17 protein-coding genes and 1 riboswitch are annotated in these 16793 nt (G+C 34.6%); of the genes, 3 read left to right on the forward strand and 14 right to left on the reverse strand.

The genetic code is table 11. The features are described 5' to 3' along the window. Positions 1 to 118: 118 nt before the first annotated feature. Positions 119 to 234: riboswitch (molybdenum cofactor riboswitch) on the reverse strand. A gap of 117 nt (positions 235 to 351) precedes the next feature. Continuing rightward, positions 352 to 1107: a formate dehydrogenase accessory sulfurtransferase FdhD gene (gene fdhD, locus VIK44_RS03160; protein ID WP_331552389.1), complete on the reverse strand. Its 756-nt coding sequence runs from the start codon at positions 1105 to 1107 to the stop codon at positions 352 to 354. A 191-nt stretch (positions 1108 to 1298) separates the two neighbouring features. Between fdhD and mobA the strand changes: the two genes are divergently transcribed. After that, the gene (gene mobA / locus VIK44_RS03165) at positions 1299 to 1877 is read left to right on the forward strand and encodes a molybdenum cofactor guanylyltransferase (RefSeq protein ID WP_331552390.1); all 579 of its coding nucleotides are present in this window, start codon (positions 1299 to 1301) and stop codon (positions 1875 to 1877) included. Positions 1878 to 1965: 88 nt separating this feature from the next. Here the strand turns inward: mobA and VIK44_RS03170 are convergent, their stop codons facing one another. From VIK44_RS03170 to glp, 3 genes are all read right to left on the reverse strand, one after another. Further along, on the reverse strand, positions 1966 to 2151 hold the full coding sequence (locus VIK44_RS03170) for a hypothetical protein (protein WP_331552391.1): 186 nt from the start codon (positions 2149 to 2151) through the stop codon (positions 1966 to 1968). Positions 2152 to 2296: 145 nt separating this feature from the next. Then, a complete protein-coding gene (mobB, locus tag VIK44_RS03175; protein WP_331552392.1) occupies positions 2297 to 2791 on the reverse strand; it encodes a molybdopterin-guanine dinucleotide biosynthesis protein B in 495 nt (164 codons plus the stop codon). A gap of 181 nt (positions 2792 to 2972) precedes the next feature. Continuing rightward, positions 2973 to 4181 carry a gephyrin-like molybdotransferase Glp gene (glp, locus tag VIK44_RS03180; protein ID WP_331552393.1) on the reverse strand — a complete coding sequence of 403 codons (1209 nt, stop codon included), beginning with the start codon at positions 4179 to 4181 and terminating at the stop codon, positions 2973 to 2975. A gap of 114 nt (positions 4182 to 4295) precedes the next feature. Here glp and VIK44_RS03185 point away from each other — a divergent pair, with 114 nt between their 5' ends. Continuing rightward, positions 4296 to 4622, forward strand: coding sequence for a hypothetical protein (locus VIK44_RS03185; protein ID WP_331552394.1), 327 nt, complete (start codon positions 4296 to 4298; stop codon positions 4620 to 4622). 62 nt (positions 4623 to 4684) lie between these two features. On the opposite strand, the gene VIK44_RS03190 is transcribed toward VIK44_RS03185, so the two are convergent. Further along, positions 4685 to 5341, reverse strand: coding sequence for an adenylate kinase (locus tag VIK44_RS03190; protein ID WP_331552395.1), 657 nt, complete (start codon positions 5339 to 5341; stop codon positions 4685 to 4687). Positions 5342 to 5642: 301 nt separating this feature from the next. On the opposite strand from VIK44_RS03190, the gene VIK44_RS03195 reads away from it, so the two are divergent. Then, a complete protein-coding gene (locus VIK44_RS03195; protein ID WP_331552396.1) occupies positions 5643 to 5921 on the forward strand; it encodes a DUF2769 domain-containing protein in 279 nt (92 codons plus the stop codon). Positions 5922 to 6147: 226 nt separating this feature from the next. Here the strand turns inward: VIK44_RS03195 and VIK44_RS03200 are convergent, their stop codons facing one another. The 9 genes from VIK44_RS03200 to VIK44_RS03240 all read right to left on the reverse strand — a co-directional run bounded on the left by VIK44_RS03200 (position 6148) and on the right by VIK44_RS03240 (position 16786). Then, positions 6148 to 8355, reverse strand: coding sequence for a copper-translocating P-type ATPase (locus tag VIK44_RS03200; RefSeq protein ID WP_331552397.1), 2208 nt, complete (start codon positions 8353 to 8355; stop codon positions 6148 to 6150). A 187-nt stretch (positions 8356 to 8542) separates the two neighbouring features. Further along, positions 8543 to 9430 carry a prenyltransferase gene (locus tag VIK44_RS03205; RefSeq protein WP_331552398.1) on the reverse strand — a complete coding sequence of 296 codons (888 nt, stop codon included), beginning with the start codon at positions 9428 to 9430 and terminating at the stop codon, positions 8543 to 8545. A 24-nt stretch (positions 9431 to 9454) separates the two neighbouring features. Continuing rightward, positions 9455 to 9832, reverse strand: a complete 378-nt coding sequence (locus VIK44_RS03210) for a PaaI family thioesterase (RefSeq protein WP_331552399.1) — start codon at positions 9830 to 9832, stop codon at positions 9455 to 9457. Between the two features lies 1 nt (position 9833). After that, positions 9834 to 10943, reverse strand: coding sequence for an o-succinylbenzoate synthase (gene menC / locus VIK44_RS03215; protein ID WP_331552400.1), 1110 nt, complete (start codon positions 10941 to 10943; stop codon positions 9834 to 9836). 11 nt (positions 10944 to 10954) lie between these two features. Beyond that, on the reverse strand, positions 10955 to 12286 hold the full coding sequence (gene menE / locus VIK44_RS03220) for an o-succinylbenzoate--CoA ligase (protein WP_331552401.1): 1332 nt from the start codon (positions 12284 to 12286) through the stop codon (positions 10955 to 10957). Between the two features lie 23 nt (positions 12287 to 12309). Next, entirely contained in the window at positions 12310 to 13152 is an 843-nt protein-coding gene (gene menB, locus VIK44_RS03225) for a 1,4-dihydroxy-2-naphthoyl-CoA synthase (protein WP_331552402.1), read from the reverse strand. 21 nt (positions 13153 to 13173) lie between these two features. Continuing rightward, positions 13174 to 13965, reverse strand: coding sequence for a 2-succinyl-6-hydroxy-2,4-cyclohexadiene-1-carboxylate synthase (menH, locus tag VIK44_RS03230; protein ID WP_331552403.1), 792 nt, complete (start codon positions 13963 to 13965; stop codon positions 13174 to 13176). Positions 13966 to 13974: 9 nt separating this feature from the next. After that, positions 13975 to 15624, reverse strand: a complete 1650-nt coding sequence (gene menD, locus VIK44_RS03235) for a 2-succinyl-5-enolpyruvyl-6-hydroxy-3-cyclohexene-1-carboxylic-acid synthase (protein ID WP_331552404.1) — start codon at positions 15622 to 15624, stop codon at positions 13975 to 13977. A 16-nt stretch (positions 15625 to 15640) separates the two neighbouring features. Then, entirely contained in the window at positions 15641 to 16786 is a 1146-nt protein-coding gene (locus VIK44_RS03240) for an isochorismate synthase (RefSeq protein WP_331552405.1), read from the reverse strand. Positions 16787 to 16793: the final 7 nt, after the last annotated feature.

Raw genomic sequence — 16793 nt, forward strand, 5'->3', positions numbered from 1 at the left:
TTGAAAATTACACCTAAATGAACCAATGCTTGATAACATCAGAGCAAAATAAAAAGAAGGCCAAGTTGGCCTTCTTTAATACGATTTGAATCCAAACAGAGAAAACCCCGTTTTTATAATCCAAGATGCATTAACTCCTTCCCAACATGGAGGCAATAACGTTTCCATTAAAACCCTATCGGCCTTCATCCATAGCAGTGCTTTAGGAAAAAAGGCTCGGAGCAATCTTTTATTAAGTTATGTATAATTTTCTTTATTATATACTAATCAATTAGGAATGTCTATATTTTTTATACTGGATTTTATTATTCATTTAAATTCTTTCAGCACCTATTAGAATTTAAGATTTTTTTAATATATCCATTCTTTTTTTTCGATTGCCTGAAGGGTATCACTTCCTAAATCGATTCGCATTGGATGTGTATAGATATTCATCCGCTCGCCACGAATAAACCCAACTAAAGTTATGCCCGATGCTTTTGCCCGTTCAATACTTAAGCTGGTTGGTGCTGACTTAGACAAAACAATTGGAATATTTGCTTTATCGGCTTTTGAAAGGATACTAGCGGAAATCCTCCCGCTTACAACCAGGATTTTGTTACTGCAATCAATATTTTTCAAAACGCAATAACCAATAATCTTATCCACTGCATTATGCCGTGCGACATCCTCAAGGATAATAAGTGGTTTCTCTTTATCAAAAATAGCCACACTGTGAACGCCACCTGTTTCTCTGAAAAGTGTTGATGCCGTTAGGTTAGTCTTCATGATTTGATAGATCGTTTGAATTTTAACAACCATTGATTCCGAAAGCGGTTTTCTTTCAATACCTTTAAAATGTTCAGTGAGCCGGATTTTTGCACTATTCATTTTTTCATTTATTACTAAAGCTAAAATATCATCCTTAGAATTCAACATATTACAGCTAATCAGATATCCTACTACCAGCTCTTCAAGGTTTCCAGGTGTACAAAAAAAGGATTGAAATTCTTTGCCATTGACATAGAGTATCAAAGGATACTCTGTCATAACAGTATCATCCGCAAAATCCGATTTTTCTCCAATGACTTTAATCACGACTTGTTTTAAAAAAGTATCCAAATTCAACCAACTCTCCTTTTTATTAGGATCATTATACTATTTTCTGTCCATCATGTTTTAATTTAAGCTGTTCTATAAAAAGAATTTCTTTTTCAATCATACGCATTGCTATTGACACAATCACTTTTTATTCCTTATAATAAGAGATGATCCATCTTGTTATTTGTGAAATTATCTTTACCGAAAGAGGCTACCTGATGAAACCAAATGAACTTTCCTACATTATCCTTGCTGGAGGCAAAAGCAGGCGCATGGGAGTTAACAAAGCTGATCTTGATTTCTACGGTCGCACATTTCTTGAAACCCAGATTACCAAAGCACGAGCTATGGGATTTACAGATATAATCGTTTCCGGCTATCCCTTTGAAATCCTATCGATCACACCGGTGATGGATGAATTTAAAGAACGAGGACCTCTGGGTGGATTGTATTCCAGCTTTATAGCTGCTAAAAACAAATTTTGTTTCGTTATCTGTGTGGATGTGCCCCAGATTGTTGAAAGCACCGTTCTCTCATTAATCGACTTTCATGAGAAAGAAGGAAAAGAAATCACCTTACTTAGTCAAAATGGTAAAATCGAACCTTTGATTGGCGTTTATCCCGCCAGCAGTTATAAAAAGATCTATCCCATAATCAAGAATGGTACCGCCGCAGTTTTTCGTCTTATTGATGAATATGATTATACTATTTTTCGTGTTGAAAATGATAAAAGCGTTATGGCAAACATCAATACCCCTGAAGATTATCAAAATATATTTGAAAAGAGTAAGAAATAATTCTTACTCTCTTATATAAGACTGTGAAAATGAATAGAAATAATGATACGTCACCGATTAATTCGATTGGGTCAGTCATTTTATTGCTTTAGAAACAGCCAAGCTGACAACTCATGATTTTTATTCCATGTTCATTACATAGTTTCCCGACTTCGGTGAGACTTATTTTTAACTCCGCTGCTATTTTAGAAGCATCAGAACATGCCAGGCATTTCTTATCGTTTTTCATGATACAGTATTCTTCAATAAGTTCGAAAAAATTATCTTTACCCACTTTATTCTCCTCTCATTTCTAATTATTTTTTTTATTTATCTCAGTTTGATTATTGCACAGTTTGATTCTAATAAGCTTAAACGCAACTCTTTAGTTTAATAATTCCTCAATCTTTTTCAAAGATAACCCGGCCTGGTTGTGGTTGTCAATTCCTGGAAACCCATTTGTATATGAACTGTGCAATTAAATGAATGTCATTCAAACCAAAGACAGGTACTTCTGGGATAGAAAGTGGAAGATCGCTCACGATGGCAATCAGGGTGTCTGGTTGGCAAATACTGGTTTGTGAATTTTCTGATCTTATAATTTCAATCTTTGGATAGGGGGAATGCTTAAATCCTTCTAAAAGAATGAGGTCAGCTTCAGGAAAAGACTCTGAAACCATAACTTCATCACACTCTGGCAATTCCTTAACCAGCATATACTTACTATCGGAAAGCACAGCGGTACCATAGGCACCTGCGGCTTTGTGCCGAAAAGAATCTGAATTTTCACTATCCGCGGTAAAACCATGCCCGTCATGCTTGATGGTTGCAATTTTCAGACCCTGTTTAACAAGTTCGGGGATGAGTTTCGTCATCAGTGTGGTTTTTCCTGAATTTTTCACACCGCTTATGGCCAGCATTTTAGGATTTTTCATTTTTTAATTCCTCACTTTTACTAACTGTTTTTTTAATAATCTTCAGACTCGTTTATCCACTTTTGAATTACATTGATTTTTTTTTGCTTTTTCAATCCTATTGATGTTGCTAAAATATGCTATGGTTTCTGACATAATCTTCTCCATTCCGGGGTTTTCATGACATATAAGTTTGATGTTTTTATAATACCAATATCTTAACCGTGTCACCTTTTTCATATCCACTTTTTCCCGGTTCAATCTCTAGCAGACAGTTGCAGTCTTTCATAGAGGCAATCATCCCGGTCGTATTTCCGCCTTCTGGCAGTCTTACCCTGCCATTATGATAAATTGCTCTGATAAACCTTTTGCATTTGCTCTTTTTGCAAAAGTCATTCTCAATTATTGCTGTGTCAGCCGTCATAAGCAATGAGTTATCTCTGGCCATTTTCCCGAGCATTGGCCTGGCTAAAAGTTCAAAGGCCGTGAGCGCTCCAAAAGGGCTTCCTGACAAACTCAGTATCGGTTTATTTTCATAGGTTGAAAACATTGCCGGCGTTCCCGGTTTTATCTTAACTTTCCAGAACTTCCGATCAGCACCAAGCTTTGGCAGCACCTCATGAAAAATATCTTTTTCTCCCAGTGAGACCCCGCCGGTTGTAATGACTAAATCAGCTGCTACCAGTGCCTGCTGAAGCTTTTCTGTGACAATGCTGACATCATCACCGGCTAGTTGCAAGTAGACTGGATTGATTGAAAGTTCTTTGAGCCTACCTCCAATTAAAAACAGATTACTGTTAAAAATTTTACCTTTCACTAATACTTCGCCGGGATGTATTAGTTCATCACCGGTAACAATCAACGCTACTTTTGGCATCTGATAGACCTTTACGGTTGGATAGCCCATACTAGATAAAAGTGCGAGGTGAACAAAGTTTAATTTTTCACCTTCAGAGACTAGTTTAGTTCCCTTTTTAAAATCATCACCTCTATAACTGTAGTTCTGATACGCCTTCAGCGGTTCATAAATTTCCACCAGATTCTCTCCGTAATTTGTGGATTCCTGCTTAATGACACAATTAGCCCCTGTGGGGATCATCGCCCCGGTCATAATACGAATGGCCTCATGAGGTTTCAAAATTATATCGCAACACTCTCCTGCAAAAATCTTGCCAACAACCTTTAACTCTACTGGTTTTTCACGGCTGGCTCCCATAGAATCCTCAGCAATCAGCGCGTATCCATCCATCGGTGATCGGTCAAATGGCGGGTTGTCAATCGGCGCAAGAACATCCTGGGCCGCTATTCTTGACAGTGCTTCTAAAATACTTTTTATTTCAGTGGTTTGAACAGGTTGACTATTTTCAAGTAATATTTCAATTGCCTGTGATAATTCTATTTCTTCTAACATAATGGCACGCCCTCTTTGATGTTTTTATTTTTGTCTTGTTTCTTTTTGCTCTTGCTCCTATAATGGTAATATCAGCTTAAGAAGGTTGAAATTAATATGAAAGGAGACAGCAAAATGGAATATAGCACATTATCAAAAGAAAAATGTTCTTTGAAAGAATTTAATATCCTTGGAAATCTCGAAATGAACAATTATTCAGATATGTTGTTTCTCACAAGTTATGGTTATATCATTGGAAAGCCTTTTAACAGCGAAGAAGAAGTAGAGAAAGACCCTGCAATATATAGCCATATTATCTTAAGTGATGTTGTTATTGTCAGAGATACGCAAGTAACCAATTTTAACGGTCCCATATTTTTATTATACATCGACCAAATTATTGCAACGACTCCAATTGATCGCAAGTCTTTTTTAAATCAGATGCAACATCCTATAGACTGACAAGCTTATCTGATAGTTCAGTTATTTCTTTGGCTGTTTTTGCCATCCGAAAACAAAGACAGTCAAATTTTTTCCCCTTTGATTAAAATAGCTAGAATACTCTTGAAAATAGTGTCGATGTCCTCTTCACCTTTTATCCGATGCAGAACCCCTAACTCCTTATAATAATTAATAATCGGTTCGGTCATTTTATGATAGACAGCAAGCCTTTCCAGGACTACATGTTCTTCATCATCGGCTCTGTGAACTAATTCACTTCCGCAGAATTGGCATAAATTCCCAACTTTTGATGGATGATATTTAATATTATAACTCTCCCCGCATTTTGGGCAGACTCTTCTTCCGGCAATTCTGTCAATTATAATATTCTCAGGAACATCAATTAAAAAAACGTAATCAATATGTTCTCCTTTTGCATTTAAGAATAAATCAAGTTCCCTGGTCTGATTTCCATCTCTTGGAAATCCATCCAATAAAAATCCATTTTTGCAGTCATCTTTTTTTAACCGGTCTTCAACCAGAGCGTCTGTAAGATCATCCGGGACTAACTTTCCATTTTTGATGTATTCGTTTACCTGCAAGCCTAATGCCGTACCTTCTTTTATATTTGAACGAAATAGATCTCCCGTTGAAATATGTGGTATTTTAAAATAATTACAAATTAATTCAGCCTGTGTACCTTTTCCAACGCCAGGTGCTCCTAATAATATGATTTTCAAAAGACCCTCCTCTAAATTAAGATAGTGCTATCAACCTAAAATTTTTCTTTCTCTGTTGTAAATTTTAACATAAATGATGTCGAATTTACACCCATTTTTTTTAAATTATATAAACTAATCTGTTTAATATAACGATTCAAAATTTATTTGACCACCGATCATTATTTAAACAATTATAGTGTACCGATGAGCAGTTGTACACTATATTTGTTTATTTGTATGTAAACTTGGGTATACTTTAAATTAAACAGAGAATTTTGCAATTCGTTTTTTTATCTTAATAGAGGAAAGAGGTTTATTTATGAAAATCGTCCAAAAAACAAGGGAAAATCTAAAAAAATGTTTATGTATGAAGTGTCCCAGCTACGTTTTTGCCTGTAAAATAAAGTCCATGCCAGGTAATGTGATTTTAAGGGTTGGAGATATGGAAAATAAAATCCATGCTGAAGCACTGTTTTGCGCCTATGAACCAAGTAATTGTATTGATGAACTAAGAGGCTGTCTCTGCGAAGATTGCGAAGTGCTATTGGATAATGACCTTGAAAACGGATTTTATTGTAAAGTGGATGGTGGCAAATAAATAATAGTTATTGTCTGCAATTATTTTTTGAACATAATTCTAACTTAATTACAAGTTATTGTCCAGAGTTGTACATAAAACTGTCATTGAATAATGACAATTCTATTTTTTCAACTTTTTCAGTCCATCCGTATATTTTCTTAAATAGTCTTCGAGCGTTATCTTTGTGCAAAGCTCCTCTATTAATTTATATGGTATGTTTTTCATATTATTCTAATCAATATCTTTAATCAATTTTAAGCAGTCTGGCATTAATGGACACAATGATTGTGCTTAATGACATAAAAACTGCGCCTAATGCCGGACTGATAACAATGCCCTGATAATACAAGACCCCTGCTGCCAGCGGCAGCGCAATGATATTATAGGCGGTTGCCCAAATTAAGTTTTGTCGCATTTTTCGATAGGTTGCCTTTGAAAGATTTAAAATAGTTACCACATCCAGTGGGTTATTTCTGACAAGAATAACATCTGCTGTTTCAATGGCAACATCTGTACCTGCGCCGATTGCAATTCCTAAATCAGCTCTGGCCAGTGATGGTGCGTCATTGACCCCATCACCAGTCATCGCGACGATCTTACCGCCTTTAATAAGCTCATCAATTTTCGAAGCTTTTTCCTGGGGCAATACTTCAGCAATCACCTGATCGATTTTTAAACGATTCCCTACATAGGATGCAACTCTCTGATTATCCCCGGTTAACAGTATGGTTTCAATATTCATGGATTTCAATGCATCAATGGCTTCCCTGGCAGTATCTCTGATGATGTCTGATAATGCAAGATAACCGAGAAGCGTATTTCTTTCTAACACGAAGACAACAGTTTTGCCTTCCCTGGCAAGTTTTTCATATTTTTTTTCATCAAAGGCTATTTTTTCTGACCGCAAATAACCGGGACTCACAATCATGATGTCTTTGCCATCCACATTGGCTTTTAATCCTTTTCCTGTGAGATTCTGATAATCTTTGACTTCCTTCATCTTTAGCTTTAATTTTTTTCCTTCCTTAACAATACCTTTTGCAATGGGATGCTCTGAGTTTGATTCCATAGAATATGCAATAGAAAGAAGTTCCTCCTGAGATATTCCGACAGCAATAATATCGGTTATTCCAAATTCGCCTTCTGTTAATGTTCCTGTTTTGTCAAACACCACTGCGTTTAATTTTCGAGCATTTTCAAATGCAGCCCGATCTCTGATTAATAGACCTCTTTTGGCTCCGATACTGGTTGAAACCGCTGTAACGAGAGGTATTGCCAGTCCTAATGCATGTGGACAGGATATAACGATGACAGTAACGGCTCTTTCAATTGCAAAGTTTAAATCCTGTGTCAGGATCATCCATGCCGAGAAAGTCAGTGTTCCAGCTACTACAGCGATGTAGAATAACCATTTGGCTGCTTGATCCGCTAACCGCTGCGTATTTGATTTTGAAGCCTGGGCTTCACGGACAAGCTTGATAACCTGGGATAAAAAGGTATCCTCTCCAACCCGGTAAACTTTAAACTTTAAAATTCCCTCACCATTAATAGATCCTCCGATTATTTCATCTCCATTTTCTTTCTCTACCGGAACTGACTCCCCAGTGACCATGGATTCATTCACTGCAGACCTGCCATCATAGACCAGACCATCAATGGGAATTTTTTCCCCTGGCTTTACAAGAACCGTATCCCCTGCTTTTAAATGCTTTACCGGCAGTTCTATGGTCTCACCATTATCCTGAATCACATGTGCCACTTCCGGCATAAGCTTAATCAGTTCATCCAGAGCTTTTGATGCTCCCATCACAGATTTCATTTCTATCCAGTGACCTAAAAGCATCACGACGATTAAAGTTGCTAACTCCCAGAAAAAGTCATTGCCTCTGATAACAAATACCGTAAGCGTACTGTAAACATAGGCAACCGTTATGGAAAGGGTTATTAATGTCATCATTGCCGGGGATTTTTTCTTAAGCTCATCCACTGCGCCTGTAATAAAGGGTTTTCCTCCATATATAAAGAGTATGGTGGAAAGACCAAACAGCAGATAGGAATCCCCGGTAAACCGCCAGTCAACACCCATAAACATCTGAATCATTGGTGATAAAAGTAATATGGGAACCATAATAATTAATGATACGAAAAATCTTCTTTTGAAATCCTTCACCATCATTTCATGATGATCATGATGTCCCGTATGTTCCATATTCATTTGACTTTGGTCATGTCCCTGATGGTTGTGCCCTTCCTGGGTCAATTCCTGATTGACATGATGTTCATTATGGTTGTGACTCATTAGTTCATGACTCTTATCCTGATTGACTTGATGTTCACTATGATCATGCTTCATTTTCTCGTGATCCTGATGATCTCCATGCTCGACATTCATCAAATCTCCATCAGATGAAGCATTCTTTGGGTTTTGGGTTTTAAGTTCTTTATTCATCATGTTCGCAACCTTTCTTTATCTGCTTATATTACATTCGCTCATGTTATATGTCAAAAATGGGAAGGTATTTTCATGTTTCTTACAATATCTATATTTCTTTCTGATTGATTATATATAAATTTTTACCCGATTAGTATTATTTGAAACACGCATGTAATAAACAAACTTCTGTTTTTAATTTATTTTTCTAAAGTATGATTGATACCAGTAATCCAAAAGCTACAGCTAAATGATATTTTACTCCGACCTTACCAATAAGACCCATAGTCCTGCCTTTTGTATAACTGTTTTTATCATAAGACAAAAAATCAAATATGGATTTGTAAGGGAAAAATATAAAAACAGTTACTAATACAACAATAGGATAGATATGGACTAAAAACAAGACAAATGTTAATACCAATAGCATTATTACATTAAAAATCCAAAGTCTCTCAGTATTTTTGACTCCTAATAAAATAGGTAGTGTTTTTCTTCCAACTTCTCTATCCTCTTCGATATCACTTAAATTATTAGACAGCAATATCGTGGCAATAAATAGTGCTGTAGGAATTGCAACTAAAACTGTATTTAAATTAACAACACCAGACTGTATATAAATCACTGTTGTTGTTATGCCAATCCCCATGGTTACTCCAGCTACGATTTCACCAATTGGAGTATATGAAATAGGGAAAGGTCCGGATGCATATGAAATCGAAACAATATCTCCAATAATTGCAATGAGAATAATATAGTAACTTGTTTGTCCAGCAATAAAAATACCAATCATTAAAGCGATAAGTTGAAATAAAAATATTATAAACAACACTTGTTTGGGAGTAATCTCTCCGCTTACTAAAGCTTTTTCATCACCACTTTTTTTGCTGTCCGCTCCACGTTTAAAATCAAAGTAATCATTGATCATATTAGTGGCACTTTGAATAAGTATCATAGCTACTATTAACAATATAAGATAAATAACATTAAACTTTCCAAAAGCATACTTTGAATAAATTGAGCCTAGAATTACAGGAACAGTTCCTGCAACAAGGGTTTTTATATCCATAAGCTTTATGATTGACTTGAAACTCATTCTTTACCTCTCCTCAGCAAAAGACTAATCTCTATTTGACTTAATAATAGCATTTGTAATTGTCATATATGAAATTAAGGCATTATTTTCATCAAACATCTCAACACTCCAAACATGAGATGTTTTCCCTCTATGTAATAGCTTGCCTTTTGCTAAAATGTAACCTTCTATTTTTTTAGGTTTCATATGGTTTGCAGTAATCGTTTGGCCCACTGCCACTTGATCTTTATTTATCTTTTGAAGTGAAGAATAGCCTGTTATAGTTTCTCCAAAGGCAATTGTTGCACCTCCATGTAAAAAGCCGAAGGTCTGATTATGAAATTGCGTTAAATTCATTTTAGCTTCAAGTTCGCTTTCATAAACATAAATGTATTCTATATTTAAGCCCTCTATTAAATTCATGCTACTCACCACCTATTTTAATATAGTCTATTGTATACTTTTCTAATGCTGCCTCATCAATCTCGACGCCTAACCCAAAGCCTTTAGGTACTTTAATTATACCATTTTGTGCAATAATTTCCGGTTTAATGATATCTTTTTTAAAGTAACGCTTTGATGATGAAAGGTCACCAGGGATATAATTATCATTTAAGCTGGCTAAATGAACATGCAATATTTTAGAAATGCCACTTTCAACCATGCTTCCAATCCAATACTTAATATTATTTTGCCTGCATAGGTCAATCATTTGCTTAGCATAGTAAATTCCGCCAACACGACCTACTTTTATATTCAACACCTTAAGTGCTTTTAACGAAATTGCAGTTTTCAAGTCATTAATTGTTTGAATGCTTTCATCCAGACATATTGGCGTACAAAGCTCTTTTTGAAGTTTTTGATATCCCAAAAAATTTTCTGTATTCAGCGGTTCTTCTATACATAGCAAATTAAATTCATCTAACTCTTTTATTTCATTAATTTGATCAAACTGATAACTTCTGTTGGCATCTGCCAGCAGTTGAATATTAGGATAATTTTCTCTGATAGCCTTTAACTTTATGAAGGCATCCTGGGGTTTAATCTTTATTTTAAAGCGAATATATCCTTCCTTTTGATAATCTTCAATTTGTTTTATAATAACTTTAATATCCAAATCACCAAGCACAACACCTGCATATATCTCCTCATTGGTTTCTTCATTAAATACACATTTCATAATGGGTAGCTTGTTTCTCCTGGAATATAAATCTACCAAAGCATTTTCGAGGCCCGCCAGAGCCATTGGGTATTCCATATCTAAATTTTTATGCAAATCAAAAGGATGCTCCATATCTTTATGAATGACATCTTTAATATATTTATTTATTAATACCTGCTTAGAAGCTCCTAATGTTTCATGGGTATAAAAAGGTTCATTAAAAGAAACAACTTCACCATAACCCTTATTTTTAAGTTCATCCTCAACTTTAATTACAATTGTTTCACGACACTTTATAGCAGCTTGTGATGTTTTGAAATCGAAATTCAAAGGCATTTTAATATGAAAAAGTTCAATTTGTTGAATTTGCATTTACGCACCCCTTATAAATCCCTTTTCAGTATTTTCCCTACTGAATTTTTAGGAAGTTCTTTCATATGAATAATTTTTTTTGGGATCTTATATTTTGCTAATTTATTTGAAAGATATTCAAATATTTCATATTCATTTAAGGTGGAAACCACATAAATTATAGGAACCTGTCCCCACTTTTCATCTTTAAGACCTACCACTGCACATTCATTTATCTTCGGGTGCGCATATAGAATATTTTCAATTTCTTTCGGATAAATATTTTCGCCGCCAGATATAATGATGTTTTTACGGCGAGCAATTATATTTAAAAAACCATCTTCATCTAAATATCCCACATCTTCTGTATTAAAATAACCGTCTATGTTTTCTTCACCTATATATCCATCCATTAACATAGGACTTTTAATTAAAATTTCACCTATTCCTTTTTCATCAGAGTTTTCAATACGGATATCTACATTTTCCAGTGGTATTCCTACAGAATCAATTTTTTCCGGATATTCTAATACAGAAAAAGTAGTAGACTGGCTTGTTGTCTCTGTCATTCCATAGGTTTTATATATTGGGATATTTCTCATGATGCTTTTTTCTACTAAAGCTTTGGGAATAAATTCACCGCCTACCAATACTACCCGTAATTTATGTTTATCTATTCTCTCAACAATCCTATTTAACATGGTTGGCACAATGGATATTATATTTACAATCCCCCTTTCTATTAAGCTTAAAATTTGTTCTTCATCAAATTTTTCCAATATAGTAACTTGAGTCCCGTTGTATAAGCTTCGCAATAAGATCGTTAATCCACTAATATGATACATGGGTAACACCAAAAGCCACTTATCCGTCAATGTTACCCCAATGCTTTTCTGTGATGCCTTTACATGTGCAGAGAACTGTTTCCATCTAAGAGGAACCGATTTGAATTCCCCAGTAGTAGCACTTGTATTCATGATAACAGCAATGCTTTCGGCATCAAACTCTTCTATTAATTTTATATCTTCCTTTTCACTTTTGTAGACTTCATTAAAGGATATAAATTTATTGTCATGGGAAAATACTACATTAATTTTTATTAAATTCAATTGACTTCTTATTTCTTGCTCTGTCAAATGAGTATTTAACATCAGCACTTCTTTACCCGAAAATTGGAGGGCTAAAAAAAAGAGCGCCATGTCAACTGAGTTATTAGAATAAACAGCAACTCTTCTCTCAGTTTTTACATAGGATGACAATTTTCCAGCTAATTCCGTTACACGTTCATAAACTTCACAAAAAGTTAAATCATTAATAAACTTTTTATTGGAGCTTTCACTTTTATGTTTTTTAAGCCAATTCATATCTCTCACCTTTGCCAGTTCATTTATGGGAATTTAGGAAATTTTTTAAAATCAGGGTCTCGTTTTTCTTTAAATGCATCTCGGCCTTCTTTTGCCTCCTCTGTAGTATAAAATAATAAAGTAGCATCCCCTGCTAATTGCTGCAATCCAGCTAGTCCATCTGTATCTGCATTAAATGATGCTTTTAAGAAACGCAGTGCAGTTGGCGAATGCTGCATTATTTCTTTTGCCCATTTTACTGTTTCTTGTTCTAACTCATCAAAGGGAACCACTGTATTCACAAGTCCCATATCCAAAGCTTCCTTAGCAGTATATTGACGGCATAAATACCAAATTTCCCGTGCTTTTTTATGACCGACAATTCTTGCTAAATACCCTGCTCCATATCCACCGTCAAAAGATCCCACTTTGGGTCCGGTTTGCCCAAATTTAGCGTTTTCAGAAGCGATTGATAAATCACATACTATATGCAACACATGTCCACCACCAATTGCATATCCATTGACCATTGCAATCACTGGTTTTGGAATGATTCTGATTAAATGTTGCAAGTCTAAAACATTTAATCGCGGAATATTGTCATCACCAACATATCCTCCATTCCCACGCACTTTCTGATCCCCTCCTGAGCAAAAGGCTTCCATGTCTACACCCTGTCCATGATTAGCCCCAGTTAAAATAACCACACCTATTTCACTGTCTTCACGAGCCATAGTAAACCCGTGAATTAATTCCATAACGGTTTTAGGCCGAAAGGCATTACGTATTTCAGGTCGGTTAATTGTGATTTTTGCAATTCCATCATAAGTTTCATATTTAATGTCTTCATAATTACGGTTTGAATCTTTCCAATCAAATTTATTCATATTTTCACTCCTCTAAATTAGTTATAAAAATTCATTTAAAACTTTCACAAATGAACTGGCATCTTCAATATGGGTATTATGCCCACATCCATTTATTACAACATGTTTAATATTTCTATTCAACTCTTCAAAATTCTTACCGACTGCTTCGTATTTTTTATCGTATTCTCCACCGATATATAATATAGGCATATATAATTTAATTATTTTGTTTTTCAAGCATGGAAATTTTCCCTGGCCGGTGCCTTTCAATGTATTTGAGAGTGCAAGGGTACTATTAGCTAATCTTCTTTTTTTTATTTCATTAATAACAGCTTCAGGCAATTTTCTTTGCGTTTTAAAAATACTTAAATCACTCCAATATTGAGTAAACCATTCAATGCCATTTTCCTCTATACTTTTTGCTAAGTTCAAATCATTTCTGCGACGTTTTAATCGATTTAAAAATCCATTTTCGCCATAAGAAGCACTTTCTAAAATCAGCTTATCAATTTCCTTTGGATAGGTCAAAGCATATGCTAAAGCAATTCGACCACCCATAGAATAACCTAACATTGAATATCTCTTTAAACCTAATTCATAAATGAGCTTATTTAAATGCTTAAGCATTATATTTAAGGAATAGTATTTAGGGTCGATGGGTTTATCACTTTTGCCATGTCCAATAAGATCTATTAATATTAATTGATACCCATGTAATTCAAGAAATTCCCAGGTGCTGAGATTTTCAGAAAAACCATGTAAACAAATAAGTGATTTCCCCCGACCCTTTACTTCAATATGATATTTAATATTTTCAATTTCGATAAACATGCTGTCACCCTACAATGTTGTGTATTTATCATGCAGTATTTTACTCAACTCTGAATCAATTTTTACCTCAATCAGCTTAACCCCTTCCAAAGTCAGCGCTTCATTGAAAGAGTCTTCAAAGGACTTATAGTCTTTTGCTTCATAATATATTGTATTATATAAAGTATTCACTCCCTCGAAGTTTATTCGCTGAGGGGTTAAAAATAATTTTTCAAAATGATTTTCCTTACTTTGGGGTAAATACCTGAAAATACCTCCCCCATCATTATTCAACAACAGAATAATCAAATTCAGTTTATGTGTTTTTCCAATTAACAATCCATTTAAATCGTGATAAAATGCTAAATCACCGGTTACCAGAGTCGTTGGATTATTTGATGTGGATATTCCCAGTGCTGTAGAAACAGTACCGTCAATTCCATTTGCGCCTCTATTGCATAATACCTTTATATTTTGATTGCGGGCTTCAAAAAAGTAATCCATATCACGAATTGACATACTGTTTGCTACAACTAATCTACTTTTTTCAGGCAGGATACTTTGCAGCTTTTGAATTAATTTTCCTTCAAATAAGCACTCTTCATTCATTGCACTCTTCAATCGTTCACGCATTTTTTTTTGATAGTTTAACCACTTGTCTAAATATCCTCTGCTGCTATTTTCTATACAAATAGATTCGGCAAATAATTTCGGTGAGGCCTGGATATATGTTTTCGTTGACAATGATGGGTTGCAATATTGAAAACTTTCCCCCACTTGTATATATAAAGCCTCCTGATGCAGGGTCAAAAACTGCCGCAACCGTTTCGAAACAGGCAATTGTCCAAAGTGAATAATAAATTCAGGCTCCAATTCTCTTTTAATATCATCATTTTTTAAAAAAGCATCATAGCTATCAATGATAATATCGTTTGAGTAATTCCGCAGGTTAGAGAGTGGATCAGCGAGTATTGGTACTTTTAACCGTTCTCCTAATTCTACTGCTTCTTTATGATAATTTGAATATGCATCTCCACCGCATATTATAATCCCATTCTTATTTTTAAAAATAGAGGCAGCAAAGGAAATCTGATTTTCTCCTTTGCTGTATTCAAATTTATTTTTTCCACGTCCTATGGTAAAATCGAGCTTACTCAAATCCGGAATTAAAGGGTCCCGAAGTGGTACATTAATGTGTATGACCCCATATTCTTTTGACATAGCGCTTGCAAATGCTTTTTGCATCACCACACGTACATATCGGCACATATTTTCATTTTCTTCAGGAAGTGCCAATTCTTCATAATATTTTGTGAAGTTATCAAATATTTTATTTTGATCAATTGTCTGTGGTGCGCCAACATTACGGAGTTCAGGCGGTCGATCGGCGGTTAAAACAATTAATGGTATTCCTGAATACTTTGCTTCCACAATTGCCGGCAAATAATTTGCCACAGCCGAACCTGAGGTGCAAACCAATACCACCGGTCGGGCCTGTTCTTTTGCTATGCCAAGTGCAAAAAAACCTGCAGAACGCTCATCAACATTTACAAAAATTTTAAAATCATGTTCACAAAATAATATGGATAAGGGTGTCGATCGTGAACCTGGACTAATTACAACTTCACGCACTCCTAATTGATGTAGTTCGTCAACCAACGCTGCAATATAATTTGTCATTCATTTTTCCTCTTCACTATAAACTTTCAATTATAGTCTTTAATTTATTTTTTGTTTCAATGTATTCAATTTCACAATTTGATTTATCCACAATGCCACAGCCTGCATAGGCATATGCAATATTTTTCTCTATTAGAGCAGATCTTATTCCTACTACAAATATACCATCCCCATTTTCATCTGTTATGCCAATAGGTGCCCCAAACAAACCTCTTTCATGTTTTTCATATCTTTTAATTAAGTCCAGAGCTTTATCCACCGGATTTCCACCTAAAGCAGGTGTCGGATGAAGCCGTTTTACCCAATGCAGTAAAGTACTTTTTTTGTCGTTTCCATGAATCCGTGTTTGAATATGGTGTAAATTTTTAAGTGTCAAAATTTTAGTTTCATCAACTATCAATTCCTCTGTAAATTTCTTCATAACATCGACTATTGAATCAATAACAATTTGATGTTCATTTCGATTTTTAGTATCCCTTAACAACGCTTCCTTCTGTAATTCATCATTTTCATTACTTCGTAAAATAGTGCCGGCAAGTGCATAGCTCAAAATTTTATTTTTTTCCTTTTGAACCAAAATCTCTGGGGTTGCACCTAAAAATGTTTTACCTTCTTTAAAATAACTAAATACAAAGCTATTTATGTTGTGTTTCAAAAGCTTCTGTAATACACTTTCTACATTTATTAAAGTGTCACATTGAATTTTAACTTCTCTTGAAATAACAACTTTATTTATCTCTTTTCCTGATATTGCATTATTAGCCCCAGAAAACATTTGCGTCCATGTTTCATAATCGTCTATTCCATAGTTGTAAGAATGGTCGCAAACTCCCACTTCACTGTTTTTTATTTCAACAAAATCTTTAAAGTAATAAAATATCTGTTTCCCATCTTTTTGAACAAGATAATATTCAAAAGCAATATTTTCATTTCCAAAATTCACCCATTTTTCATCTTTGATGGAATCAAAGAATGTCATTGATGAAAAAATATATAAATAATCCTTTACACTTTCATCCAAAGAAAAAGTTTTTAAACGTTTAGCACCAATAATAAACTCTTTTATTATTGGATTATAAAATAAAAACCGTTCTTCATTTTTAAAATGCTTCCAGAACGAAAGTGGATTATCCAATTTAATTTTTTTTTCATGATATTTCAAATTATAT

The sequence above is a fragment of the Acetobacterium sp. genome (assembly GCF_036508315.1).
Taxonomy (GTDB): Bacteria; Bacillota; Clostridia; order Eubacteriales; family Eubacteriaceae; genus Acetobacterium.